The sequence below is a fragment of the Neorhizobium sp. IRS_2294 genome, from assembly GCF_050500145.1.
Taxonomy (GTDB): domain Bacteria; phylum Pseudomonadota; class Alphaproteobacteria; order Rhizobiales; family Rhizobiaceae; genus Neorhizobium; species Neorhizobium soli.
Genome location: NZ_CP191439.1, coordinates 399,659 through 425,413, shown reverse-complemented (window position 1 = coordinate 425,413; position 25,755 = coordinate 399,659). Strand labels below are relative to the sequence as shown.

21 protein-coding genes are annotated in these 25,755 nt (G+C 62.4%); 9 read left to right on the top strand and 12 right to left on the bottom strand.

Annotated elements, in window-relative coordinates; genetic code table 11:
- Positions 1-34 precede the first annotated feature (34 nt).
- From ACQY1K_RS02135 to ACQY1K_RS02120, 4 genes are all read right to left on the bottom strand, one after another.
- A complete protein-coding gene (locus ACQY1K_RS02135) occupies positions 35-2,248 on the bottom strand; it encodes a 3-hydroxyacyl-CoA dehydrogenase NAD-binding domain-containing protein (protein ID WP_430258193.1) in 2,214 nt (737 codons plus the stop codon).
- Between the two features lie 15 nt (positions 2,249-2,263).
- Entirely contained in the window at positions 2,264-2,647 is a 384-nt protein-coding gene (locus tag ACQY1K_RS02130) for a cupin domain-containing protein (protein ID WP_062453884.1), read from the bottom strand.
- A 2-nt stretch (positions 2,648-2,649) separates the two neighbouring features.
- Positions 2,650-3,858 (bottom strand): acetyl-CoA C-acetyltransferase, encoded by a 1,209-nt coding sequence (locus ACQY1K_RS02125; protein ID WP_430258192.1) that lies wholly within the window; start codon positions 3,856-3,858, stop codon positions 2,650-2,652.
- A gap of 195 nt (positions 3,859-4,053) precedes the next feature.
- Positions 4,054-5,847, bottom strand: coding sequence for an acyl-CoA dehydrogenase C-terminal domain-containing protein (locus ACQY1K_RS02120; RefSeq protein ID WP_430258191.1), 1,794 nt, complete (start codon positions 5,845-5,847; stop codon positions 4,054-4,056).
- 485 nt (positions 5,848-6,332) lie between these two features.
- Here ACQY1K_RS02120 and ACQY1K_RS02115 point away from each other — a divergent pair, with 485 nt between their 5' ends.
- The 4 genes from ACQY1K_RS02115 (at position 6,333) to ACQY1K_RS02100 (ending at position 14,129) form a co-directional block, all read left to right on the top strand.
- Positions 6,333-10,247 carry a peptidoglycan-binding protein gene (locus tag ACQY1K_RS02115; protein WP_430258190.1) on the top strand — a complete coding sequence of 1,305 codons (3,915 nt, stop codon included), beginning with the start codon at positions 6,333-6,335 and terminating at the stop codon, positions 10,245-10,247.
- A gap of 251 nt (positions 10,248-10,498) precedes the next feature.
- The gene (locus ACQY1K_RS02110) at positions 10,499-11,425 is read left to right on the top strand and encodes a sulfite exporter TauE/SafE family protein (RefSeq protein WP_062453888.1); all 927 of its coding nucleotides are present in this window, start codon (positions 10,499-10,501) and stop codon (positions 11,423-11,425) included.
- Complete coding sequence (locus ACQY1K_RS02105) at positions 11,425-12,237, top strand: TIGR02186 family protein (RefSeq protein ID WP_062453889.1); 813 nt, start codon at positions 11,425-11,427, stop codon at positions 12,235-12,237. The genes ACQY1K_RS02110 and ACQY1K_RS02105 overlap by 1 nt, the downstream gene beginning before the upstream one ends.
- 89 nt (positions 12,238-12,326) lie before the next feature.
- Positions 12,327-14,129: a chloride channel protein gene (locus ACQY1K_RS02100; protein WP_082476242.1), complete on the top strand. Its 1,803-nt coding sequence runs from the start codon at positions 12,327-12,329 to the stop codon at positions 14,127-14,129.
- Between the two features lie 60 nt (positions 14,130-14,189).
- Here ACQY1K_RS02100 and ACQY1K_RS02095 read toward each other — a convergent pair whose 3' ends face one another.
- Positions 14,190-14,990: a DUF4394 domain-containing protein gene (locus ACQY1K_RS02095; protein ID WP_430258189.1), complete on the bottom strand. Its 801-nt coding sequence runs from the start codon at positions 14,988-14,990 to the stop codon at positions 14,190-14,192.
- A gap of 311 nt (positions 14,991-15,301) precedes the next feature.
- Here ACQY1K_RS02095 and ACQY1K_RS02090 point away from each other — a divergent pair, with 311 nt between their 5' ends.
- The 3 genes from ACQY1K_RS02090 (at position 15,302) to ACQY1K_RS02080 (ending at position 17,635) form a co-directional block, all read left to right on the top strand.
- Positions 15,302-15,826 (top strand): sigma-70 family RNA polymerase sigma factor, encoded by a 525-nt coding sequence (locus ACQY1K_RS02090; RefSeq protein ID WP_113165352.1) that lies wholly within the window; start codon positions 15,302-15,304, stop codon positions 15,824-15,826.
- Positions 15,823-16,548, top strand: coding sequence for an anti-sigma factor (locus tag ACQY1K_RS02085; protein ID WP_430258188.1), 726 nt, complete (start codon positions 15,823-15,825; stop codon positions 16,546-16,548). Before ACQY1K_RS02090 ends, ACQY1K_RS02085 begins: the two co-directional genes overlap by 4 nt.
- Before the next feature lie 82 nt (positions 16,549-16,630).
- A complete protein-coding gene (locus tag ACQY1K_RS02080; protein WP_430258187.1) occupies positions 16,631-17,635 on the top strand; it encodes an alpha/beta hydrolase family protein in 1,005 nt (334 codons plus the stop codon).
- Here the strand turns inward: ACQY1K_RS02080 and pdeM are convergent.
- The 5 genes from pdeM to ACQY1K_RS02055 form a co-directional block, all read right to left on the bottom strand.
- Positions 17,529-18,275, bottom strand: a complete 747-nt coding sequence (gene pdeM, locus ACQY1K_RS02075; protein ID WP_430258186.1) for a ligase-associated DNA damage response endonuclease PdeM — start codon at positions 18,273-18,275, stop codon at positions 17,529-17,531. The two genes, ACQY1K_RS02080 and pdeM, sit on opposite strands and share 107 nt — an antisense overlap.
- A gap of 86 nt (positions 18,276-18,361) precedes the next feature.
- Positions 18,362-20,884, bottom strand: a complete 2,523-nt coding sequence (locus tag ACQY1K_RS02070) for a ligase-associated DNA damage response DEXH box helicase (RefSeq protein WP_430258185.1) — start codon at positions 20,882-20,884, stop codon at positions 18,362-18,364.
- A gap of 39 nt (positions 20,885-20,923) precedes the next feature.
- On the bottom strand, positions 20,924-21,568 hold the full coding sequence (locus ACQY1K_RS02065; RefSeq protein WP_430258184.1) for a YitT family protein: 645 nt from the start codon (positions 21,566-21,568) through the stop codon (positions 20,924-20,926).
- Positions 21,568-22,185, bottom strand: a complete 618-nt coding sequence (locus ACQY1K_RS02060; protein WP_062453896.1) for a YitT family protein — start codon at positions 22,183-22,185, stop codon at positions 21,568-21,570. The genes ACQY1K_RS02065 and ACQY1K_RS02060 overlap by 1 nt, the downstream gene beginning before the upstream one ends.
- Positions 22,186-22,324: 139 nt before the next feature.
- The gene (locus ACQY1K_RS02055; protein ID WP_430258872.1) at positions 22,325-23,251 is read right to left on the bottom strand and encodes a methyltransferase; all 927 of its coding nucleotides are present in this window, start codon (positions 23,249-23,251) and stop codon (positions 22,325-22,327) included.
- Positions 23,252-23,470: 219 nt separating this feature from the next.
- On the opposite strand from ACQY1K_RS02055, the gene ACQY1K_RS02050 reads away from it, so the two are divergent.
- Entirely contained in the window at positions 23,471-23,737 is a 267-nt protein-coding gene (locus ACQY1K_RS02050) for a DUF6460 domain-containing protein (protein ID WP_062578966.1), read from the top strand.
- Positions 23,738-24,223 (top strand): CAP domain-containing protein, encoded by a 486-nt coding sequence (locus ACQY1K_RS02045; RefSeq protein WP_430258183.1) that lies wholly within the window; start codon positions 23,738-23,740, stop codon positions 24,221-24,223. It abuts the gene before it with no gap.
- A 1-nt stretch (position 24,224) separates the two neighbouring features.
- Here the strand turns inward: ACQY1K_RS02045 and ACQY1K_RS02040 are convergent, their stop codons facing one another.
- A complete protein-coding gene (locus ACQY1K_RS02040) occupies positions 24,225-25,313 on the bottom strand; it encodes a quinone-dependent dihydroorotate dehydrogenase (protein WP_430258870.1) in 1,089 nt (362 codons plus the stop codon).
- An 11-nt stretch (positions 25,314-25,324) separates the two neighbouring features.
- Positions 25,325-25,672, bottom strand: coding sequence for a DUF952 domain-containing protein (locus ACQY1K_RS02035; RefSeq protein ID WP_062453901.1), 348 nt, complete (start codon positions 25,670-25,672; stop codon positions 25,325-25,327).
- Positions 25,673-25,755: the final 83 nt, after the last annotated feature.

The window sequence follows — 25,755 nt, the reverse complement described above, 5'->3', positions numbered from 1 at the left end:
AGCCGCCCTTTTTCATGGTCGCTTGACGGCGACTTCAGGCCGCCTGGCCGATTTTCGCGTAGGGGTCGAACCGACCGTAGAAGGTCTCTCCGTTCGCCGCCATGTCCTTGAGCAGCTGCGTCGGCTTGAAATGGCTGCCATATTGCGCGGCCAGCTTTTCGGCGAGTTCGACGAAGGTCTTCACGCCCATGCCGTCGATGTAGGACAGCGTGCCACCCGTATAGGGGGCAAAGCCGAAGCCGAGGATGGAGCCGACATCGGCTTCGCGCGGATCGGTGACGATGCCTTCCTCGACGGTGCGGGCGGCTTCCAGTGCGATCGTCACGAGGAAGCGCTGCTTCAGCACGGTAACGTCGACATCTCGGGCCGGCTTTTGCGGATAGAGATCCTTGAGGCCGGGCCAGAGCGATTTTTTCGCGGGCTTGGCGGGGTAGTCGTAGAAGCCCTTGCCGTTCTTGCGGCCGCGGCGATCGAGCACATCGACCATGTTGTCGATCAGCGCCATGTGTTCCGGCTTGACCGAGTTGGGGCCGAGATCGGCGATCGAGGCCTTCATGATCTTCTGGCTGAGATCGACGGCCACTTCGTCGTTGAGAGACAGCGGGCCGACCGGCATGCCGGCCATCTTGGCGGCATTCTCGATCATGGCTGCCGGCACGCCTTCGGCCAGCATGTCATAGGCTTCGTTGATATAGCGGAAGACGCAGCGGTTGACGAAGAAGCCTCTCGTGTCGTTGACGACGATGGGCGTCTTCTTGATCTTGCCGACGAAATCCAGCGCCACGGCAAGTGCCCTGTCGCCCGTCTTTTCGCCCAGGATGACTTCGGTCAGCATCATCTTTTCGACCGGCGAGAAGAAATGCACGCCGACGAACTGGTCCGGACGCTTGGAGTTTTCCGCGAGGCCCGAGATCGGAAGGGTGGAGGTGTTCGAAGCGAAGATCGTGGTTTCCGGAATGACGGCTTCGACCGCTTCGATCACGGCCTTCTTGACCTTGCGGTCTTCGAACACCGCCTCGATGACGAGATCGGCATCGGCAAGTGTCGAATAGTCCGGCGTGGCGGTGACGAGCGAGAGGAGCTTTTCGCCCTCCTCCTTCGTCAGGCGACCCTTAGAGACACTGTCGGCCACCAGCTTTTCGGAAACGGCCTTGCCCTTGTCGGCTGCTTCCTGGCTCTGGTCGATCAGCACGACGGGAATGCCGGCGGCAGCCGTCACATAGGCAATCGAGGCACCCATGAAGCCCGCGCCGACCACGCCGACCTTCTTGAATTCGCTTTTTGGAACGCCTGCCGGACGACGGGCGCCCTTGCCCAGTTCCTGCATCGAGATGAACAGCGAACGGATCATCGAGAAGGCTTCGGTGGTGCCGAGGATCTGCGTGAAATAGCGCTGCTCGACCTTGAGCGCCGTATCGAAGGGCAGCTGAAGTCCCTCGTAGACGCATTTGAGGATGGCGAGCGCGCCCGGATAATTGCCTGCCGTCTCGCGGCGCAGGATGGCGGGAGCCGCCGGGAAAAGCTGTGCAGCCTGCGGCGTCCAGACCCCGCCGCCGGGTGCCTTGAAGCCCTTTTCGTCCCACGGAGCGACGGGCTTCAAACCATCCTTGATCATCTGCTTTGCAGCGGTCACGAGCTGATCGGGTTCGACGACCTGATGCACGAGACCCATCGCCTTGGCGCGTTGCGGCGTCAGCGTCTGACCGGTCGTCATCATTTGCAGGGCGGACTGGGCATCGGTCAGGCGCGAGACACGCTGCGTGCCGCCGGCGCCTGGAAAGATGCCGACCTTGACTTCAGGCAGCGCGAGCTTGACCGACTTGGAATTCGCGACGACGCGCCCGTGGCAGGCCAGCGACAGCTCGAGAGCGCCGCCCATGCAGGTGCCGTTGATGGCCGATACCCAGGGCTTGCCATTGGTTTCGATGGCGCGGAACAGCCAGGTCATTTGCCCTGCAACCTCGAACAGCTTCTGCTTGGCGGTGGCAGGGTCCTGTGCGGTCGCTTCCTGCAGCATGGAGAACATGCCGCGGATCATGGTGAGGTCGGCACCGCCGGAAAACGAGGATTTGCCGCTGGTAAAGACAACGCCCTTGATGGCGGCATCCGCGACGGTTGCCCTCAGGATCGCGTCGAGTTCTTCCAACACCTCGGCGGTAAAGACGTTCATCGACTTGCCCGGCATATCCCAGGTGACGACAGCAATCCCGTCCGCGTCGGTTTCGATGGTGAAGTTGGTGTAGGTCATTGGGTTCCTCCCCTATCAGGCCGACAAATGGCTGCGCTGGGTTTCCAACGTCCTGGTCTTTTCGACCACGACATCGCCGGTATGCTTCGTCTCGGACGGTTCGAACAAGAGTATCCAGCACTCATCGGCCGCGACCGGATTGTGCTCGACGCCCTTCGGAACGACATGGAAGTCGCCTGCCTTCATATGGACATGCGGCCGGTCCCGATATTCGATCGTGAGTTCGCCCTTCCAGATGAGGAACAGTTCGTCCTCGTCGCGATGCGAATGCCAGGTCAGATGATCCTTGACCTTCGCGACCTTCACGCTCTGTCCGTTGAGATCGGCAATGACGCGTGGCGACCAGTGGTCGTCAACATGCGCAAATTCGTCTTCGATTGTACCGGTATTGAAGCTCACGGTCAGACCCTCTCGATCACGGTAGCAGTACCCATGCCGGCACCGATGCAGAGCGTGACCAGTGCGGTGTTGAGATCGCGGCGTTCGAGTTCGTCGAGAACGGTGCCGAGGATCATCGCGCCGGTGGCGCCGAGTGGATGCCCCATGGCAATCGCGCCGCCATTGACGTTGATGATGTCGTGGGAAATGTCGAACGCCTGCATGTAGCGCAGCACGACGGCGGCAAAGGCCTCGTTGAGTTCGAACAGGTCGATATCGGCAATCGTCATGCCGGTGCGGGCCAGCAGCTTTTCGGTGACGTCGACTGGGCCGGTCAGCATCAGCGCCGGGTCGGAGCCGATGGTTGCGAACGCGCGGATACGGGCGCGCGGCTTGATGCCCATGCTTTCGCCGCCGGCCTTCGAGCCGATCAGGACGGCGGCGGCGCCATCGACGATGCCAGACGAATTGCCGGCGTGGTGGACGTAATTGATCTTTTCGATTTCCGGATGCGCCTGAATGCCGACAGCTTCGAAACCGCCCATTTCGCCGGGCATCTGGAACGAGGCATTGAGCGAGGCCAGCGCCTGCATGTCGGTGGTGGGCCGCATATGCTCGTCGCGGTCGAGAATGGTGAGGCCGTTCTGATCCTTGACCGGGATCACCGAGTTCTTGAAATAGCCCGCATCCCAGGCTTTTCCGGCGCGCTTCTGGCTTTCGACGGCATAGGCATCGACGTCATCGCGGGAGAACCCGTATTTCGTCGCGATCAGATCGGCCGAGACGCCCTGCGGCATGAAGTAGGACGGGAAGTTGACCGAAGGGTCCATGTACCAGGCGCCACCGGACATGCCCATGCCGACGCGCGACATCGATTCGACACCGCCGGCAATGACGATGTCGTCGGATCCGGCTGCGATCTTACCGGCGCCGAAATTGACGGCATCAAGGCCCGATGCGCAGAAACGGGAGATCTGCATGCCGGGTGCCCGGGTCGAATATCCCGCTTCGAAGGCTGCGGCCTTGGGGATGACGGCGCCGCTATCCATGACCGGATCGACGCAACCCATGATGATGTCGTCGACGGTTTCCGTATCGAGCCCGTTGCGATCACGGATGGCTTCGAGGGTCTTTGCCGCGAGACGGACAGCCGGCACTTCGTGCAGTGAGCCGTCCTTCTTGCCGCGACCGCGCGGCGTGCGCACGTGATCGTAAATGAAGACTTCGGTCATGGTGTCATCTCCCTTGGTGGCAAATTACATTGCCTTTGTTTCACTGCGGGAGAGAAGACCCCTCCCAAACCCTCCCCACAAGAGGGAGGGTTTATCCCGCCGCACCGCCGATGTTCAATCGGGACGAGCAGTCGCCACACATTTTCTCCCCCTTGTGGGGGAGATGGCCGGCAGGCCAGAGGGGGTAGCCAACGCTTAGAACGCCTCGGCGGCCAGTTCCATCATGGTGTCTGCGCCGGCCTCGATTCGCACCTTGCGCAGCGCGGTTTCCGGCATGATACGCTCCATATAGAACTTCGCCGTGACGAGCTTCGTCTTCAGATACTCCTCGCGGGGATCCCCGGCAGCCAGTGCAGTCTGGGCGGCTTTCGCCATCTTCGCCCACATGTAGCCGAGCGTGACGAGGCCGAACAGATGCATGTAGTCGGTCGACCCGGCACCGGCATTGTCGGGCTTGGCCATGGCGTTCTGCATGAACCACATGGTCGAGGCCTGCAGGTCGTTCAGACCCTTCTTGAGGCCCTTGGTGTAGAGAACCATCGCCTCGTCGCCGCGGTTTTCCTCGCAGAAATCACCGATTTCCTTGAACATGGCCATGACGGCGCGGCCGCCGTTGAGGGCAAGCTTGCGACCGACCAGATCGAGCGCCTGGATTCCGTTGGCACCTTCGTAGATCATCGCGATGCGGGCATCGCGGACATACTGGCTCATGCCCCATTCTTCGATATAGCCGTGGCCGCCGAAGACCTGCTGGGCCATGACCGCGTGATCGAAGCCCTTGTCGGTCAGCACGCCCTTGAGGATCGGCGTGGCAAGCCCGAGGAGATCGTCGGCGTTCTGGCGTTCCGCTTCGTCCTGCGAGCGGTGGGCGATATCGGATTTCAGCGCCGTCCACAAAACGAAGGCGCGGCCTGCCTCGTTGAAGGCCTTAATGGTCATCAGCGAGCGGCGGATATCCGGATGGACGATGATAGGGTCAGCCTTCTTATCCGGCGCTTTCGCGCCCGAAAGCGAACGGCCCTGGATACGCTCGTTGGCATAGGCGACGGCGTTCTGATAGGCGGTTTCCGCGATCGACAGGCCCTGGAGGCCAACACCGAGGCGGGCTTCGTTCATCATCACGAACATGGCCGAGAGACCCTTGTTCTCGGCACCGATCAGATAGCCCGTGGCATCGTCATAGTTCATGACGCAGGTGGAGTTGCCGTGGATGCCCATCTTCTCTTCGAGCGCACCGCAGCTGACGCCGTTGCGGGCTCCGAGCGAACCGTCATCGCCCACCATGAACTTCGGCACGATGAACAGCGAGATGCCCTTGGTGCCTTCAGGCGCGCCCTCGATCCGCGCGAGAACCAGATGCACGATATTGTCGGTCATCGAGTGTTCACCGGCGGAGATAAAGATCTTCTGACCGGAGATTTTGTAGGAGCCATCATCCTGCGGCACCGCCTTGGTGCGCAGCAGACCGAGATCCGTGCCGCAATGGGGCTCGGTGAGGTTCATGGTGCCCGACCAACTACCGCCGACCATGTTGGGCAGATAGGTGGCCTTCTGCTCGTCCGTGCCGTGGACGAGGATGGCGGCGATCGCCCCTTGCGTCAGGCCGGGATACATCATCAGCGACATGTTGGCCGACGACATGTATTCGCCGACGGCGGCATGCAGTGTGTAGGGCAGGCCCTGGCCGCCGAACTCTTCCGGTACGGCCAGGCCGATCCAGCCGCCCTGGACATACTGGTCATAGGCCTGCTTGAAGCCGTTGGGCACCAAAACAGTGCCGTCGTCGTTGCGGGTGCAGCCTTCCCGGTCGCCGGAAAGGTTGATCGGGAACAGGGCCTCTTCGGCTACTTTCGCCGCCTCGCCGATGATCGCCTCGATCATGTCGGGCGTCGCATCGGCAAAACCCTGCAGGTTGCCGTAACGCTCCAAGCCGAGCACATCATTCAGAACGAAAAGTGTATCGTTTACCGGTGCCTTATAGACGGGCATCGTTATCCATCCTCCAGATTAGCCTGACGCTTCCTCCCGGGCATCGCAGCCCGTCGTCTCCTGCACTTACTTAATTGACGTTCGCGTAAACGTCAAACAGTTGGAGTCTCATATCGCGAGCCGAGTTTGACCCGGCGTTAGCATCACCTAATAGGTGCTTTCGCCTGCACTGCCGAGGAAGTCGCGCCCGCCGCGCTGCATCACAGTGATAGCATCGTCGAAACCCGTGTCATCCGGGCAAACATGCGGAATCGTGGCAAAAAGGTTAAGATCTTAACGAACATTAACGATTTATTTACTACGTTTCTGGAAATAGTGGGGACTACGGGAGGTCAGTCAAATCCATCCAACGAATGAGTCGTTCTTTCATAAGGCAAGCCTTGCGTAAGAAATGTCTAATATGGATGTGATTCACCGGTGCCAATAGGCGGCGGATGAGGCTGAAACCGAGCGTCGGCAGGTAAAACGCGGAAGCGAGCGAGCACATGAACGGATCACGATCGAATCCCAACCGCCCGGGCGAACGCTCCTCTCTTGACGCCCTGAACCGTACGATCGAGGGCCTGGAGGCCCGAATCGAGGATCTGATGTCGGGCGCCGGGCGCGAACGCCGCCAGCCCGCTTCCGACCCGCGCCTCGAAAAACCGGCGTCCGTGCAGCCCCCGCAGATGCAGAGGCCAGCGGCGCCTCGCTTTGCCGACCCGCTGGCGGAAATCCGCGAGCGCCAGCGCATGCTGGGATCGGCCCGCGAGCGCATGGCAAGCGCACAGCAGTCGCATGCGGCCGAACCGGTCCGCCAACCCGTCCAATCACCACTCCGCGATAAGATCACGCCGCCGGAAGCCTATCGTCCCAGCCAGGAGCGCCGTCCGGCTGCACCGGTTGCGGCAACTGCCACCGAAGTTTCTGCGAGCCGCTTCGAGCGGGCCGTCGCCAGCCGCGATATGCAAATGCGGGAAACCCGCCAGCAGGCGACCGATGGCGCCTCCATGCGCGAAATCGCCGAAGCGCTGGTCGGCTTGCGTCACGAACTGAAGCAGGACATCGCCGAAGGCGTCGCCCGCGAGATGGGCGCACTGCAAACCGAAATCCGCTCGATCCGCTCGATTGCCGAAGATCATCGCGGCACCGAAGACCTGCGCGGCGATTTCTCCCGTCTTGCCGACAGCATTAGTCAGCTGGGCTACAGCAATTCTCCCGATGCGGAGGCCCTGCGCGCCGAGTTCGAGGAACTGCGCAATGTCATGGCCCAGGTCATGGATGGCGTGGCACGCGAAGATTCCGTGCAGCGCATGGAAAGCCGCTGGCAAGGGCTGGAAGAGCGTATCCACGGGCTTGAGCCAGAGCTTCTGCGCGACGAGGTTTCGCAGCTCGCCTACCGGATCGACGACATCAAGACCCAGCTTGGCGGCATGAACGACAGCCCCGCGCTGCGCGCGCTGGAGCAGAAGCTGATTGCGATCGCGACCGCGATGGAGCAACTCGGCAGCCGCATGCAGCCATCCGACGAACTGCTTGCCGAGCAGTTCACCATTCTCGACGAGCGTCTCGACGAAATCACTCGCGCCGTTGCCGCCGGCAGCCGTGCTTCGGCTGCAGCCACGCTCGACCAGGCTTTCATGCAGAAGCTCGACGGCCGGATCGTCGCTATCGCAGAGCAGGTCGATCAGATCAGCCAGGCTGCTGCCGATCCGAGCGAGATGCTGTCCGGACGGATCGAAGCGCTGACCGCGCGGATCGAGGAACTCTCCGACGAACAGGCCGCCATGCGGCTGGAAGAGCGGCTCGACCAGCTTTCGGTCATGCTGACGCAGGCGCAGAAGCCCGCCTATCAGACCGAGCTTTCCGACCACCTCGCCGATATCTCGCGCAAGATCGATGGTCTTGATCACAACTCGATCAACGACATGCTGGGCGAGCGGCTGGATGATCTCGCCCGTCGTATCGACGAGATCGAATATCGCCCGGCGCCTGCCACCGACGAGCGGGCCTTCGACCGGTTGGAAACCCGGCTGACCGACATCGCCATGCGACTGGACGAAGCAGCCAGCGCACCGCGCGGAGACGAAAACGCCCTGCGTAGCCTGGAAGACCAGATCGCGCATCTTTCGAGCCTGATCAGCGAGCCGCAGACATCTTCGGCCAGTGCGCTACCTGATGGTTTCGAGCATCGGTTCTCGGCAATCGAAAGCTACATGTCGACCAACGACGAGTACATTCTGGAAGCCGCACGGCAGGCCGCAGAAGCCGTCGTCGAGGCCTATTCGCGCAATACCGGGGCCGGCGGCATGGCCGTCGCGTCCGGCGACATGGCAGCCCTTTCAGCCCTCGCCGACGATCTTCGCCATCTTGAAGAGCTGACCCGTGGCACGGAAACGCGCAGCCATCAGACGTTCGAGGCCTTGCACGGAACGCTGGTGCAGATCGCCAATCGTCTGGACACGCTGGAAGACAGCATTTCCACGGCCCGTTTCGAGCCCGCCTATCGCGATGCGCCGGCCAATCGCGAAGCCCAGACCGACCAGCCGCTTCGCCATCCCAAGATGCCGGCCACAGCGCAACTGTCCGTTCCAGCGATGGAATTTGCCGGCGCCGAGGACCGCAATGTTGCTTTGGCAGATGCGCCCGTCGAAACCGACGAGGTCGTCGTGCCCCCTGCAGCCGCGCGGGAAGAGCCGGCCAAGCCCGGTCTGCTGGCCGGCCTCTCGAAGCGTTTCAAGTCGGGCACCCGCGATGCAGGCGAAAAGCCGGCCCGCACCGTCATAGAGCCAACGCCTTCGATCGATCCAGCCGACATTCTCCCAGCCGGCCGTGAAAACGACCTGCTGGAGCCGGGCTCGGGCGCTCCTGACGTCAAGAAGATCCTCGAGCGCGTGCGTGCCAGCCAGGCCGCCGGCGATTTCAGTGGCGAGAAACCCGGAACGGCCGACAAATCGGACCGCGCTGACTATATCGCCGCTGCCCGTCGTGCAGCCAAGGCCGCAGCACAGGAGACGGATCCTTCACAGGTCAACGCGGTCAAGAGCGTTCGCTCCGCCACCAAGTCGCAGACCACGTCGGTTGCCGGCACGCCGTCCGAAAAGACCGGCATGTTTGCCAAGTTTTCGCAGCATCGCCGCCCCATCCTGATGGCCGTCGGCGCCGTGCTGCTGGTGATGATGTCGATGCAGGTGGTCAAGAACGTGACCGGAAGCCGCGACAGCGCGCCCGAACAGGCTGCCCTCGAAGCCCCGGCTCCGGTCTCCGTGCCGGAAGAGACTGCGCAGGCTCCGAGCGCACCAGTCGAAGCTCCCGCTCCTGTCGACACCGCTCAAACCCCGGCCGAAAGCCCTGCAGCCAGCGATGGTGACGGACAGGATGTGGCAGCGACGCCGCCTCCGGTCGCGCCCGACGCCGCGACAAACCACCTGATCGATCCGGTTCCCGCAGCCGGAGACCTCGCTTCAATGCGTCCGGCCGCCGAAGCTGCTCCGGCACCTTCAGAAGACGCCGGCTTCACGGCACAAGCGCCGGCTGCCGCTGAAATCGAGGCACCGGCTCCGATCGTCGTGCCTGTCGGCCTGGAGCCGAAATCGCTTGCCGACGCCGCATCGTCGGGCGATGCCAACGCGCTGTTCGAGATTGCCACCCGCTTTACCGAGGGACGTGGCGTCAAGACCGATCTCGCAGAGGCGGCAACCTGGTACAAGCTTGCCGCCGACCGTGGTCTTGCGCCTGCCCAGTACCGCATGGCGAACATGTTCGAAAAGGGAACGGGCGTCGAGCGCAACCTCGGTGAAGCCGTTCGCTACTATCAGCTGGCCGCCGAAGCCGGCAATGCCAGCGCCATGCACAACCTCGCCGTTCTCTACGCGTCCGGTGCCACGGGCCAGCCTGACTACACCCAGGCCGTCAAGTGGTTCACCCAGGCCGCCGACCACGGTGTGGCCGACAGCCAGTTCAACCTTGCCATCCTGTTTGCCCGCGGCAACGGCGTGAAGCAGGATCTGGAAGAGAGCTACAAGTGGTTTGCCGTTGCGGCAAAGGCAGGCGACAACGACGCCGCCCAGAAGCGCGACGAAGTGGCCAATGCCATGCGCAAGGAACAGCTGGAAAGCGCCCGCGCCAAGGTCGACCTCTGGAAGGTGATGACACCCGAGCCGCGGGCAAATGCCGTTGTTGTTCCGGATGAATGGGCTGCCGGCAAGCGTCTTACCACCGCATCTGTTGACATGGAAAAGGCCGTCCGCAACATCCAGGCGATCCTCAACAAGAACGGCTTTGAAGCCGGACGGCCGGACGGCAAGCTTGGTGCCAAGACGGTAAGCGCAATCAAGTCGTTCCAGTCCTCGATCGGCCAGGAGCCTTCCGGCCGCATCAACGACGCACTGGTTCGGGAATTGCTGGCACGCAACAAGTAGCCAGCAACCCGTAAGACGACCAATCCGGTCGGGCTGGGGACTATCGGCCACGCCCATTGGAAAACGCTGAAGCTGCTGTTTTCCCCACGGATTCACGAATTGACACCCCGGCAGGCCAAGCGCATGACGGGGTGTCCTTCATGCGCGGTTCATCGCGTCTGTGAAAGGGTTCCCCAAAGCCAAAGCGACGGCCCACTTGAATGCGTGCCGCCTGCAACGGCGTTGTCTTTTCGACGTGTCGAGGTTCAGCCGTGACTGTCTACCTGCCGATTGCAGAGCTTTCGGTGAACATCTTCATCATCCTTGGCATGGGTGCAGCTGTCGGGTTTCTGTCCGGCATGTTCGGCGTCGGCGGTGGCTTCCTGATCACGCCGCTTCTGATTTTCTACAACATTCCACCCGTCGTTGCCGTCGCAACCGGCGCCAACCAGGTCGTTGCCTCCTCGATCTCGGGCGCGATCACCCATTTCCGGCGCGGGTCGCTGGATATGAAACTGGGCACGGTGCTGCTTGCCGGGGGCCTTGTCGGCGCGACGGTCGGTGTGTGGATCTTTTCCTGGCTACGGCGCATCGGCCAGCTCGACCTGTTCATCTCGCTTCTCTATGTCGTGCTTTTGTCGACGATCGGCGCGCTGATGCTGCAGGAGAGCCTGAGAGCCATGCGGCGGGCAAAGAACAACCAGCAGCTTCCGCTGAAACGCCCGGGCCAGCACAACTGGGTGCACCGCCTGCCCTTCAAGATGCGTTTCAAGAAGTCGAAAATCTATCTCTCGGCCATTCCGATCCTGGTGCTCGGTTTCGTGATCGGCGTCCTCACCTCCATCATGGGTGTCGGCGGCGGCTTCATCATGGTGCCGGCGATGATCTATCTCCTGCGCATTCCAACCAATGTCGTGGTCGGCACCTCTCTGTTCCAGATCATCTTCACCACCGCCTATACGACGATGGTGCAGGCGGCGACGAACTACTCCGTCGATATCGTGCTTGCGACGATCCTGATGATTGCCGGCGTGATCGGCGCCCAGTACGGCGTGCGCGTCGGCCAGAAGCTGCGCGGCGAACAGCTGCGCGCACTGCTGGCGCTGCTGGTTCTCGCCGTCGGCATCCGTCTTGCGATCGGCCTGATCGCAACGCCGAGCGACGTCTATTCGGTGGCCGTCGGAGGACTGTCCTACTGATGCGCAGGCTGATCCTCTCCCTCCTTCTTCTTCTCTCATTCGGATTGTCGCTGGCAACGCAGGTCGCGGCCCAGACGCCGTTCGACACGGCCTCGCCGATCAAGGAAGGGCTGGAGATCGGAGCATCGTCGAGCGAGATTGCCATCACCTCGGATTTCCGCGGCGCCGACCTCACCATCTTCGGGGCCATTACCAATCCGGACGAGCTGCTGCTCGCGATCGGTCAGTACGATATCGTCGTGACGCTTGAAGGTCCGCGCGACTATGCCACCGTGCGGCGCAAGGAACGCGTGCTCGGGATCTGGATGAACACCCAGGCGATGACGTTCGAACAGGTGCCGGAGAGCTATTCGATCGCCAGCACACGCCAGCTGAACGACCTCGATCACCAGGCGCCGTCCTTCAACAATATCGGGGTCGGCATCGAACACCTGCCTCTCAACCCCACCGGCTACATTCCGAATTCCGGTCTGATCAGCGATTTCCGCGAGGCCTATCGCCGGCAGAAGCTCAACAGCGGGCTTTACCAGCGCGACACGAGCGGCGTGCGCTTCGTCTCGTCCAGCCTGTTCCGAGCCTCGTTGCGGCTTCCAGCCAACGTGCCCGATGGCGTGCACATGGTCCACGCCTATCTGTTCAAGAGCGGCGACCTGATCTTTCAGCGGGAGATGCCGTTGCGCGTGGTCAAGACCGGCCTGGAGCAGGCGATCACCGATGCAGCCCACGAGCGTCCGATCGCCTACGGTCTGTTCTGCGTGCTGATCGCTGTCGTAACCGGATGGGGCGCCAGCATCATCTTCCGCAAGGACTGATCGTCTAACAAATTCGCCGGAACGGTTTCCAATCCTCTCCTCACGCCCTAGTTAGGGCGCAACATACAGTTCCAATGCAAAGCGTCAGCATGTTCCGCCGGATCGCCGCACGCCTTTTGGCTTCCCTGTCCCTCCTCCGTCCGCTGCTTCGGCCGTCCGAACTGCGCGCAGTCATCAGGCGCAGCGAATTCGGCCTGATCCTGATCGCAGGCGTTGTCGGGGTTCTCGCCGGCCTCGCGGTCGCTGCGATGAGTTTTATCTCGCACGCGCTGCATGTCCTGATCTTCAAGATCGGCAGCACCGAGCGCTTAAGTTCGGCAGCGTTTCTCGAGCCGACGACGGTGCTACTGGCGCCGGTTGCCGGCGGTGTCGTGATGGGCCTGCTGTACCTGATCCTGCGCAAGTGGCGTAAAAAGCCGATGGTCGACCCGATTGAGGCCAATGCGCTGCATGGCGGTCGCCTGTCACTGACCGACAGCATCATCGTCGCGGTGCAGAACCTGATCTCCAACGGCTTCGGCACCTCGATCGGGCTTGAGGCCGGCTATACGCAGCTGTCCTCCGGCATTGCGTCGAAGATCGGCTCATTGGTGCAGTTGCGCCGAACGGATCTGCGCGTGCTGGTCGGCTGCGGTGCTGCCGGTGCCATCGCATCCGCCTTCAACGCACCGCTGACCGGCGCCTTCTACGCGTTCGAGCTGATCATCGGCACCTACACGATCGTGAGCCTCGCGCCCGTCGTCGTTGCGGCGCTTGCGGCAACCTTCGTCACCCGGCTTTTCGTCGGCGATGCCTTCATGATCGATATCGGCAAGATCGGCACCGTCGTGCCCGCCGATTACCTGCCGGCGGTGGTGCTGGGCATCGTCTGTGCCGGCGGCGGCATCCTTCTCATGCAGGGCGTGACCAAGGTCGAGGAACTGGCGCGCGCCAGTTCCATCTCGTCCGCCTTCCGGCCGGCGATCGGCGGACTTGCGGTGGGCCTGCTGGCGCTGATCGATACGCAGGTGCTTTCGGCCGGCCACGGCGCGCTGCATGCGAGCCTCAACCAGAATATGGCGATCGGCGCGGTGCTGGGCCTGCTTCTGCTGAAATCCGTTGCTTCGGCCATCACTATCGGCGCCGGTTTCCGTGGCGGCTTGTTCTTTGCCTCACTGTTTCTCGGTGCGCTGATCGGCAAGCTGTTTGCCTATTCGACACCCTACATTTTCGCCAATGCGACGCTGACCCCAGTCATCTATGCCGTGGTCGGAATGAGCGCGATGGCCGTTGCCGTGATCGGCGGACCGCTGACCATGACCTTCCTGGCGCTCGAAGTGACCGGTGACTTTCCGATCACGGCGCTGGCGCTTGCCGCGGTCATCACCTCGTCCGTCGTGGTGCGCACCACATTCGGCTACTCGTTTGCGACATGGCGTTTTCACCTGCGTGGTGAAAGCATCCGCAGCGCCCATGACGTCGGGTGGATCCGCAACCTTACCGTCGACAAGCTGATGCGCGCCGACGTGAAGACGGCACCGGCATCCATGACGCTCGAGGATTTTCGCAAGGAGTTTCCGCTTGGATCAACCCAGCGCGTGATCATGGTCGGCGAAGACGAAAAATATATCGGCATGGTGCTGACGCCGGAAATCTATTCGGCGGCGACCGAAGGCGGCGAGGAAAAGCCGCAGCTTGCCGATTTCATCCGCTTCAAGAACGACGTTCTCCTGCGCAGCATGAATGCCAAGCAGGCAGCGGCGATGTTCGACAAGACGGAGACGGAAGCGCTGGCCGTGGTCAACAACCAGATCGAGCGCAAGGTGATCGGCCAGCTTTCGGAAAGTCATACGCTGCGGCGCTACACGGAAGAGCTGGACCGCAGGCGCCGGGAGATCTCGGGCGAGATATAGGCGGCACGCATCGTTTGAGTCGGCGGGGCGGAACCGCTGTGGTCCGCCCCGCCAGTCGCATTACATAGCAGGCAGAACCGCGATGTCACGTACATCGGTCTCGACGCCGGAGATTGTACCGACTTCGGTCGCAGCGCCCGTTTCCAGGTTGACCGTGTAGAGCATCTTTCCGGCTGCGAGATAGGCGGTGTTCTTGCCGCCGTCTTCACCCTGAATATCGAAGGCGTAGGTCGCCGGCTTGTCCTTGAGACCGAGCTTGCCGATTGCCTTCAGGGTACCGTCGTTCGGCTTGGTCTGCTGGATCAGCGCGCCGATCGTGGCATCGATGTTGTACATCGCGGTCTTCTCGGGCTTGCCGATCGAATTGGTATAGGCCGCGGCGACGATGTTCGGGGCTTCGCCCTTGTGCATGTCGCCCTCTTCGAAGGCGAGCGTCCCATCGACCGTGACGGCGCCCGTATCCGGATGGACGCGGTGGTTGGTGGTGCCGGTCATGAAGCGCAGGCGGTCCGCCATCGGGTTGAAATCGACCACAACAGGAGCGTCCGACATGGTCAGCATCTTGTCCATCTTGGCGACTTCGGTGGCGGCACCGGTTTCGAGATTGATCGAGACGATCGCGTGTTCCGGCGTGACGCCGATCACGGTCTTGTTGCCCGGGCGGAAATCAATGCCAACCAGCTTGGTGACGCCGGTGACTTCCATCGTCTTGCTGACTTCAGGCTTTGCCGTGTCGAACATCACCAGCGTCTTGTCGCCGGTAAGACCGAGGACCGGGGCGGCGGAGGCGGCAACTGCGCCCGTGACGGCTGAAGCTGCGAGGATCGAGGATGCGATCAGAGCGTGGCGAAGGGTCTTCATGGTGTCTGTTCTCCCGTTGAAACCTTTGACGAGAGCATGTCGGCGCATGGCCTTTTCGATGCTCTCAGAAGGGAGACACACGGGAGGATACGTTTGGATGCAGCAGACGAAAATATTTTTTCGCTGCATCCATTTTCCGGTTTGGCGTGTCCTTAAGTTCGAAGGCGACTTTGCAGCCGGTAAACCTTTCGAGACTGGACGAGCCCATGCCCGCCGTGGCAACAGCACAGAGACAATATTCGCGTTCCTGCGAACGCGCATGGGGAGAGAGCGGCTTGGCCCTGGTGACCGACCAAACACACGATCTCGAGATGGCGCTTGCCGCCTGCGCTGCGGGCGACCGTCAGGGCTTGCGCCGCATCTTCGACGACGAGGCCGGCCGGCTGGTGGCTGTTGCGCAGCGGATCGTGCGGCGGCGGGAGCTGGCGGAAGAAGTGGTGCAGGAAGCCTTTATCCGCATCTGGACCCATGCACATCAATACTCGCCCGAGCGCGGATCGGCGCGCGGCTGGATCTACGCGATCGTGCGCAACCGCGCGCTCAATCTGTTGCGCGATGGCAAGCGCGAGGATCTGGTCGGCGAAGATAGGCTCGAGACGCTGCAGGACGGCGAGCAGCTGGACCAGATCATGGCCTCTTTCCACAGGCTCGACCGCAACAGCCGTCTGCACGAGTGCCTCGGTTCCCTCGACGAGATCAAGCGACGCGGCATCCTGATGGCCTATGTCGGCGGATACACGCATGGCGAAATCGCCGGACGCCTCAAGCTTCCGCTTGGAACGGCAAAATCGTGGATCCGGCGCGGACTTTCCTCGCTGCGGGAGTGCATGGCATGAGGATCGAGGAACGAGACTTTCCGGCCATCGCCGACGACTATGTTCTGGGTCTTCTCGATGCGGCCGAGGCTGCCGAGGTCGAAGCCGCCATCGAGCGCGACGGCGGCCTTGCCGAAGCAGTCGCCAGGGCACGCGAGCGGTTCCTGCCGCTCGACACCAGCGTCGAGCCGGCTCCCGTATCATCCGCGCTCTGGGACGCGATCGCCTCCCATCTGCCGGTGCAACCGGGCGCCACAGCCCCGTCTCTCGCTTCGGTTTCGCCGAGACTGCCTCTCGCGGGCAACGACAACAGCCGCTCCGGCTGGCGGGCAACCGCGATCTCCGCAATCGCGGCGTCGCTGATCCTTGCCGGTGGTCTGGTCTGGAGCGTCACCCGGGTAAACGAGCCGTTGGTGGTGGCTGTGCTCCTCAACGAGGCCGGTGAAATCCAGGCCGTGGTCGAGGATTTTGGCAACGACACGGCAAGTGTCAGACTGCTCAGCGACTTTACGGTGCCGCAAGACAAGACGATGCAGGTCTGGACGCTGCCCTCGCGTGACATGGGGCCGATGTCGCTCGGCCTTTTGGAAGGCGCGCATTCCGCAACGCTGCACGGCCCTGCGCTGCCGAGACCCCAGGATACCCAGCTCTACGAGATCACCCTCGAACAAGCCGGCGGCTCCCCGACCGGCCGCCCGACCGGCCCGATCCTCGCCAAGGGGTTCGCAAAACTGCCACGCTAGAGGCGCGCAACCGCCTTGGCCTTTCGGCCAATTGCGCACCAAAAACAGGGCTGTATTCTCCCTTCGCCGAAGGGAGAATGGGATGACGCTGACGCAGGACACACCACGTCCGACAGGTGAACCGATGACGATCACCTGCCAGGACGGGGTGGTGCTCGGCGGTCACATCTGGCCGGCATCGGGGCCGCCGCTTGCCAGCGTCATCATCAACCCGGCAACCGGCGTCCTTGCCCGCTACTATCACTATTATGCGGAGTTTCTAACGAGGCACGGCTTCGATGTGCTGACCTACGATTATCGCGGCATCGGACTGTCGCGACCGGCGAGCCTTAAGGGCTGCGGCTATCGCTGGCGGGACTGGGGCGAGCAGGATTTCGACGCAGCGCTTCGGTTCATGCACGACAGGCGGCCGGATCAACCGCTGCAGGTGGTTGGCCACAGTATCGGCGGCTATCTGCCCGGCCTATCTCCGAACGGGGCACGGATCGACCGGATGCTGACGGTAGGCGCGCAATACGCCTACTGGCGCGATTATGCGCCGGGGCACCGCGCCCGGCTGTTTTTCAAGTGGCATGTAGTGATGCCGGTGCTCACCGCCGCATTCGGCTATTTCCCGGGCAAGCGGCTCGGCTGGCTCGAAGACCTGCCGGCGGGCGTTGCCAACGAGTGGAGCTTTCGCGGGGCCCGGATGGAGATGACCCATCCGGTCGGCGAGCGCGACGAGGTTCTGCGCCGGTTTGCGGCGGTCACGGCACCCATCCTGGCCATTGCCGTTGCGGACGACGACATCGGCAGCGTGGCAGCTATTCGCCGCAGCCTTGCCTATTATAACGGCGCCGAACGGACGGAGGTTCTGCTGGAGCCCGCGGTCTACGGGCACTCACGGATCGGGCATTTCGGCCTGTTCCACGCGCGCCACAGGGAGGAGTTCTGGACCGACACACTGCGTTGGCTGAAGGAGGGGGGAATCCCTGGAGCAATCAGCCCAGCAAATTGCCGTAGCGGACGGAATAGATGCGATCGCGCCCGAGGAGGTGGGCGACCAGGGTTTCGCGGTCGAATATGCCGTGCATCGCCTTGTGATTGAGGTCGAGGCCGCCGGCGAGAACACCGAAGGCGGGCATGAGGAGGCGGTGGCCGTCACTGGCAAAGCACGGACGGCGGACGGATTTTTCGCGGCGGCGGACCGTGGCGGACGGGTGGAGATGGCCTGCGACCTCGCCCTTGACGCCGTTCGGGCCGGCAGCGAGGCTCGGTTCATGGCGGAAGACGAGGTCGCCATAGACGAGTTCGTCGGAGCAGGTGCCCGGCAGGTCGATCGTTCCATCAGGATCGTGGTTGCCGTTGATCCAGATCCAGTCGCGGCCGCGCGCCATGTCTGCGATCATCGTGCGCAGGTTTGCCGGCAGGTATTCCGAGCCGCGGCGATCATGGAAATTGTCGCCGAGCGACACGACCACTTTCGGATCGTAGCGGGCAATGACGGCGGCGAGGATGTTGAGAGTGGCGATCGTATCGTAGGGCGGCAGCATCATGCCGCGCCTTGCAAAGGCAGCGCCTTTTTCCAGATGCAGGTCGGACACGACGAGCATGCCGGTTGCCGGCAGATAGAGGCCGCCGAGCGGATCGCAGACAGCCGCGACGCCATGGACAACGATCTCTTCCGCGCCGGTAGCGGCCGGGGTCATCGTGCTGGATTGAGCGGCGAGGCGCAGGCGGTGCAGCAATGTCTTTCGGTCTTTCCTGTCTTGCGGTGCAAAGCCTTTTATCCCCGCGCCGGGCCTTTGTCCGGGCTAGCGTCGCGAATAAAGCCTTACCCCATCGCCTCGGCGATCAATTCGTCTGCGGCCTCGGCCAACACCACGTCCTGCGCTTCGCCCGGCACCGTTTCCCGGCCGATTTCCAGCATGATCGGTACCGCCAGCGGCGAAACGCGATCAAGGGCGCGGTGGGTGATATGCCCTTTGATTCGGGCCAGCATATCTCCTAGCCGGCCAATATCCAAAAGCCCCGTTGCCGCATCGCGGCGTGTCGCCTCCAAAAGAACGTGATCGGGCTCGTGGCTGCGCAGCACGTCGTAGATCAGATCGGTCGAGACCGTGACCTGCCGGCCGGTCTTTTCCTTGCCCGGATGACGCCGCTCGATCAATCCGGAAATCACTGCGCAATTGCGGAAAGTCCGTTTCAGCAGATAGCTTTCGGCGAGCCAGGTTTCGAGATCATCGCCCAGCATGTCCTCGTCGAACAGATCGGAAAGGCTGAGGCTGCCGTCCGCGATCATCGCACCCATGTCGTTGAGGCCATAGACGGCAAGTGAATAATCGGTGGCGACGAAGCCGAGCGGCCTGCCGCCTGCGCGCTCCAGCCGGCGTGTGAGAAGCATGCCAAGCGTCTGGTGGGCGAGCCGCCCTTCGAAGCAGTAGGCGATCATGAAGAAGCGTTTGCCGCGTGGAAAGGTCTCGATTAGCAGCTCGTCGCGGCGCGGCAGGATGGAGCGTTCCTTCTGGATCGCCAGCCAGTCGCGCACCTGATCCGGTAGAACCTTCCAGCGTTCCGGATCCGCCAGCATGGCGCGCACCTGATCGGCGAGATAGGTGGTGAGCGGAAACTTTGCGCCCGCATAGGTCGGGATCATCGGATCGGTCGAATAGGTGTTCGACACCAGACATTCGTTCTCGCGGATGGTTTCAAACCGCAGCACCTTGCCGGCAAACAGAAACGTATCGCCGGGCACGAGCTGTTCGAGGAACTGCTCCTCGACCTTGCCGAGCGTCATGCCGCCGCGGCCGACCGCGCCCTTGGCATTGCGCTTGACGAGGCGGACACTGAGTTCGGTCGCCTCGACGATGGTGCCGAGGTTGAGGCGGTATTGCTGCGCCACCTGCGCATTCGAGACCCGCCAACGGCCCTCCTCCGTCTTGCGGATCTTGGCGTAACGCTCATAGGCGCGCAGGGCATAGCCACCGGTCGCGACGAAATCGACGATCCGTTCGAACATTTCCCAGGAGAGACCCGCATAGGGCGAGGCCGAGATGATCTCGTCATAGAGCTCAAGCGGATCGAACGGCTCGGCGCAGGCCATGCCGAGGACGTGCTGGGCGAGAACATCGAGCGCACCTTCGCCGACCGGCGGCGTATCCTGGGCGCCCAAGTAATTGGCATCGAGCGCCGCCTGGCATTCCATCACCTCGAACCGGTTGCCGGGCACGAGGATCGCCTTCGAGGGTTCGTCCATGCGGTGATTGGCGCGGCCGATGCGCTGGGCGAGACGCGAGGCGCCCTTGGGCGCGCCGATATGGAGGACGAGATCGATATCGCCCCAGTCGATGCCCATGTCGAGCGTCGAGGTGGCGACGACGGCGCGCAGCTTGTTTTCGGCCATCGCCGCTTCCACCTTGCGGCGCTGGCCGGCATCTAGAGAACCGTGGTGGAGCGCGATCGGAAGATTGTCGTCGTTGATTGTCCACAGCGCCTGGAACAGGAATTCGGCCTGGAAGCGGGTGTTGACGAAGATCAGCGTCGTCGCATGGCGCTTGATCTCGCGGTAGACGTCCGGGATGGCATAGGCCGAGACATGGCCGCCCCACGGGATGCGGTTTTCCGTGTCGAGAATGGTGATATCGGGTGCAGCACCCCCCGTTACATGGACGAGGCCGGCGGGTGGGGCCGGATGTTCGCCCTGCGGCACCAGCCAGCGCTGGAGATCCATCGGATCGGCCACGGTGGCAGAGAGCCCGATCGTCTGCATGGTCGGGGCATGACGGCGAAGGCGCCCGAGGGCGAGCGACAGGAGATGGCCGCGCTTGGAGGTGACCAGCGAATGCAGTTCATCAAGGACGACGTATTTCAGGTCCTTGAAGAACCGCTCCGCCTCCTTGTTGGCGAGCAGCAGCGACACCTGTTCGGGCGTGGTCAGCAGGATATCGGGCGGGTTGAGCTTCTGGCGCTGGCGTTTCGACTGCGGCGTGTCGCCGGTGCGGTTCTCGACGGTGACGGCAAGCCCCATCTCGGTGACCGGCTTCATCAGGTTTCGTTCGATATCGACCGTCAACGCCTTCAGCGGCGAGATGTAGAGCGTGTGGATACCGGTAAACGCCGAGCCCGGCGGGATCTTGCCACGCATGACCAGATCGGTCAGCGACGGCATGAAGCCCGCAAGCGTCTTGCCGGCACCGGTGGGCGCGATCAGCAGCATGTTTTCGCCGGCCTGCGCGCGGGCGAGAAGTTCCAGCTGGTGGGCGCGCGGAGACCAGCCCTTTTCCGCGAACCATTTGAGGAACGGGCGGGGCAGAGCGACAGCATCAGAGCCGGGCGTTGGGTTTTCGACGAGATCCACGTCGTTAAGGTAAGACGAACCTGGCGAAAATGAAGAGCATTACCGAACGATATATCTATCGGTGCGGTGGTTGATCGCAAGCGTCAGGTTCAGCGTCACCGCGGCGATGACCGAGCAGAGGATGACGAAGGGGCTGGCAACGAGGAAGGACAGGACCAGCACGACGCAATCAAGCCCGAGCTGGACGAAGCCGGCCCGCCAGCCGAGACGGTCCTGCAGGTAGAGCGCGAGGATCCCGAAACCGCCGAGAGAGGCGCGATGGCGAAACAAGATCAGCATGCCGCAACCTATCAGGAGACCGCCGAACAGGGCGGCGATAACAGGATCGATCGCGCTGATGGTGATCAGCTTCGGCAGAACGCCTGTCAGCACCGACGTGACCGCAACGGCGGAGAAGGTCTTGACCGTGAACACCGGACCGAGCCGCTTGTAGGCAAGCCAGTAGAAGGGCAGGTTGATCAGGAAGAATGCGGCACCGAAACTGATATCGACCGAGTAGCGCAGCAGGAAGCCGATACCTGCCGTGCCGCCGATCAGAAGGTTTGCGGCCTGCAGCAGCACGACGCCCAGCGCTGCCAGCATGGAACCGGCAAGGATCGCCTGCACATCTTCGATGAGCGAATGTTTTTCCGAGCTGGAAGCCCATAGGCCGACGGGGCTCTTTTTGTCGGTCACGTTTGCCATCAGCGCACCGCGATGTAGCGGTCGGAGCGATGGTTGACGGTCAGGAGAAGGTTTAGCACGACGGCGCTCAGGAGCGACCAGACCACGGTCATCGGGCTGACGACGAAGAAGGCGGCGGCCATGACGCAGAGATCGAAACCCAGCTGGACGAGGCCTGCCGGGATCTTGAAACGGTCCTGGATGTAGATCGCGAGAATGCCGATGCCGCCAAGCGAGGCGCGGTGCCGGTAAAGGCCCAAGAGGCCGAATCCGATCAGGATGCCGCCGAGCAGCGCTGCCCAGAACGGATCGAGATACTGGATCACCAGAAAGCGTTTCTCCAGCTCGGCAATGACGGAAACGCCGGCAATGGCGATGAAGGTCTTGACCGAGAAACCGAGGCCGAGGCGTTTGAAGGACAGGTAGTAGAACGGCAGATTGACGACGAAGAACAGGACACCGAAGGGAATATCGAACGCATAATGCAACAGGAAGGCGACGCCGGCCGTGCCGCTGGTGAGGAGCCCGACCTGGTTCAGGAGATAAAGACCTAGGGCTGCAACCATGGCACTGATGAACAGGCCCTGCGCATCTTCCAGCATCGTATGGCGTGCCGGATCAAGGCTGTAGAAACCCATACGGCGCCTTGCTGCAACCTGTTCGTCGGCCACGCTATTCCCCTTGATTTTTGGCGGATTGTGCACCGCGATAGCAGCTTCATCAAGCGACATCGCTGCGCGCGCCGACGGCCTTTCGAAATAACAACAAAGTGAAGGCTTACCCGGTCTTTCGCGACAGAAACAGTATGCCGTGGATGGGTTTGCCGGCATCCATGCGAATGGTCGTCCGCTCGACGGCGATGAGAACGAAGCCGTAATGCGCGAGCAGGCCGCCGATATAGACTTCCGAATGGGCGTAACGGAGCGAATCCTTGAGCACAAACGTCTCGTCCTCGCCCGCATCTTCCACCGAGAAGGCGAACAGACCGGCCGGTGCCAGAAGCTCGGTCACGAGTGGGAAGACCGTTTCGAGCGAGCCGAGATACATCAGCACATCGGCTGCCGAAACGAGATCGGCACGGTGCGGCGGAAGCGTGTCGAACAGGCCGGACTGTGCTGCCTCAAGGCTGAGATCCGACTGGCCTAAGTGATCATAGAGGTGTTTGTCCGCAGCCTTGGCCAGCATGTTGGCAGACAGGTCGAACCCTTCCAGGCGCCCTGCCCGGTCGCGGATCTCGGCCCCGAACAGGCCGGTGCCGCAGCCGAGATCGACCACGGTCGCAAACGGCCCATGGTGCGCGACCAGCGTGCCAAGCTTTTGCGGGACCGAGTAGTTGAGCTTTTCCACCAGTGACGTATCGAACCTGTCGGCATAGTCGTCGAACAGGCCCTCCACATAGCGGCTGGGCGGATGGTCCGGGACATCGCCGGCGCCGATCAGCGCGAGCCGCAGGCTGGCGCCGAAGATATCGTCCGGCTGCAGCTCAAGCGCGCGGCGATAGGCGTCGGCAGCATTGGCGAGTGCCGCCTTGTCGCGGTATTCGCCGAGCCTGAACCATCCGGCGGCCCAGGTGGGCACGAGTTCCAGTGCCTGCTCCATCAGTTCTGCGGCGGCGGGAAAATCCTGTCCCTCGGCCAGCATGCGGGCATAATCCGCGCGGCGGTCGGCAATGACGTCACCGGAAGAGAACTGGATCGCGCTCATGGCGTGACGGCTTTCACTGGAGTTACGGCGGGCATTACGGCGACGGTGGAGTTGCGTCATCTCGCCATTCCCCTTGCCCCTCCTGTCACCCGGGCCACAAAAAAACTCAAGTTGTATTTGAGAGGCTAGTGAAGAGTGCCTATGTGACAGGTTGCGGGACTGTTCCCGCAAGGCTATGGCAATCCCAAACCAATTTTCCAACGGTGGAGACGATCGACGATGGCGGATGGCGTGAACAGGTTCCTCGGCGATTCGATCGGCCGCACGATCGTCAAGCTGATCGTCGTCTGCCTGATCGTCGGCTTCGTGCTGGCGTTTTTCGGCTTCACGCCGGACAATATCGTCGACACCATCCGCTACTATTTCCTCGACCTCTGGTACAACGGTTTCCAGGCACTGGGACGCGTCGGAGACTATCTCCTTCTCGGCGCGATCATCGTGGTGCCTGTCTTCATCGTGCTGCGGCTTCTGAGCATTCGCCGCTGAATGTCGATGGTGTCTCTCCCCTCCCGTCGCACCTTTCTGGCGCTCGCCGGCACCGGCCTTCTCCTTGCCGGCTGCTCCACCACATCTGTCATGACGCCGACGCCTGGTTCTGTCGACGAGACGGAAGCAGCGCTTCCGCTCGTCAACAAGCTGCGCCAGGCCCAGGGCCTTTCGCCGCTTGGCCTCGACAGGCCGGCCCAGCAAGCAGCCGGACGGCAGGCCGTCAGAATGGCGAAGGCGAAAGAGATGAAGCACCTGATCGGCTTCGGCGACGATTTCGGCGACCGGATGCGAAAGAGCGAGGTGGCGCTGCCAGCCGCCGAAAACATCGCGACCGGACAGCACACTGTCGGCGAAGCTGTTCAGGCCTGGATCGATTCGCCGAAACACCTGCGCAACATGCTGGGCAGCTACAAGAGCCTCGGCGTTGCCGCCGCCCGCGCAAGCGACGGACGGCTTTACTGGGCGATGGTACTTTCCAACTGATCTAGAGGCTTTTGGCCGCCCACTGGTCGAGATGCGTGTCGCGCAGTTCGCGGATCGATGTGGCCTTTTCCTGGTCAAGCAGAGATGACAGGCCGCGGACGATCGCGGATGGCAGGCCCGGTCCTTCATAGACCATGCAGGAATAGACCTGAACGAGATCGGCTCCGGCGCGGATCTTTTCGAGCGCTTGCGCCGCACTTCCCACACCGCCGACGCCGATGATCGGCAGATCCTTGCCGACCCGCTGGCGCATCTTGGCAAGCACGGTCGTGGAGCGTGAAAACAGCGGCGCGCCGGAAAGGCCGCCCGCTTCTTTCGCCTGGGTCTGGTTGCGCAGACCGTCACGTGCCAGTGTCGTGTTGGAGACGATCAGACCATCCAGAGCATGGGACGTAGCTTCTGCCGCGACGTCGTCCATTCCCTCTTCGGTCAGATCCGGCGCGATTTTCAGGAAGATCGGCACGGAACGGCCATGGCGGGTCGCCTCTTCGTCACGCACGGACAGGATTGCCTCGAGCAGTGCCTTCAGACTGTCGCGCGCCTGCAGGTCGCGCAGGCCGGGCGTGTTGGGCGACGAGATATTGGCTGTGAAATAGGTGGCAAGGCCGTAGAATTTGCGGATACCGGCGACGTAATCGGCGATACGGTCCTCTGCATCCTTGTTGGCGCCGATATTGACACCGACGATGCCGCTTGCGCCTCTACGGGCCGAAAGTCGCTGGAACGCCGCCTCGTGGCCCTCGTTGTTGAAGCCGAGCCGGTTGATGATGCCGCGATCCTCAACGAGCCTGAAGATACGCGGCTTGTCGTTGCCGGCCTGCGGCTTCGGCGTCACGGTACCGACCTCGGTAAATCCGAAGCCGAGCTTCAGGGCCGCATCCGGCACTTCGGCATTCTTGTCGTAGCCGGCGGCAAGCCCGATCGGGTTTTCAAAGCGGATGCCGGCGATGGTCTGGGCGAGCCGCGGATCGGCTTTCAGGCTGCAGGCGGGTACGACACCGCTTTTCAGCGCTGCGACCGACAGGCCGTGGGCCTTTTCCGGATCGAAGACGAACAGACTGCGCGACGCAAACGCCGAAAAGGGCCGCATCACTGTACCGATCATGGCATTTTCTCCGGAAAGGCATGCTGGCCGTCAACGCCGATCAGCAGCGGCATTTCCCACAGCACGGCCGAAAACGGCAGGAAGCCGTAAAGGTGGGGGAAAAGATCGCCACCGCGAGAGGGTTCGAATTTGAGGGCATCGCCCAGAACCAGCGTGTTGACGGCGACCAGCATCAGGCCCGTCAGACCGGCGAAATGCCGCTTGGCCGTTTCGCGCGCCTGGGACCCGGTGGAGAAATGGATGTAGCCGTCGCGCAGGTCGATTTCCGCACCTTCGAAGCGGCCGGTCTCCTTGGCCTTGCGCCAAAGTGAATCGGGTACGATCTTGTAGACGATATCGGGCATCACGAACTCCCATAGTCCGGCTCTGATCTATGATCGGCACCGTTTGCCGCAAAGGGCGTTGATTGTCCATGGTGCAATGAGGA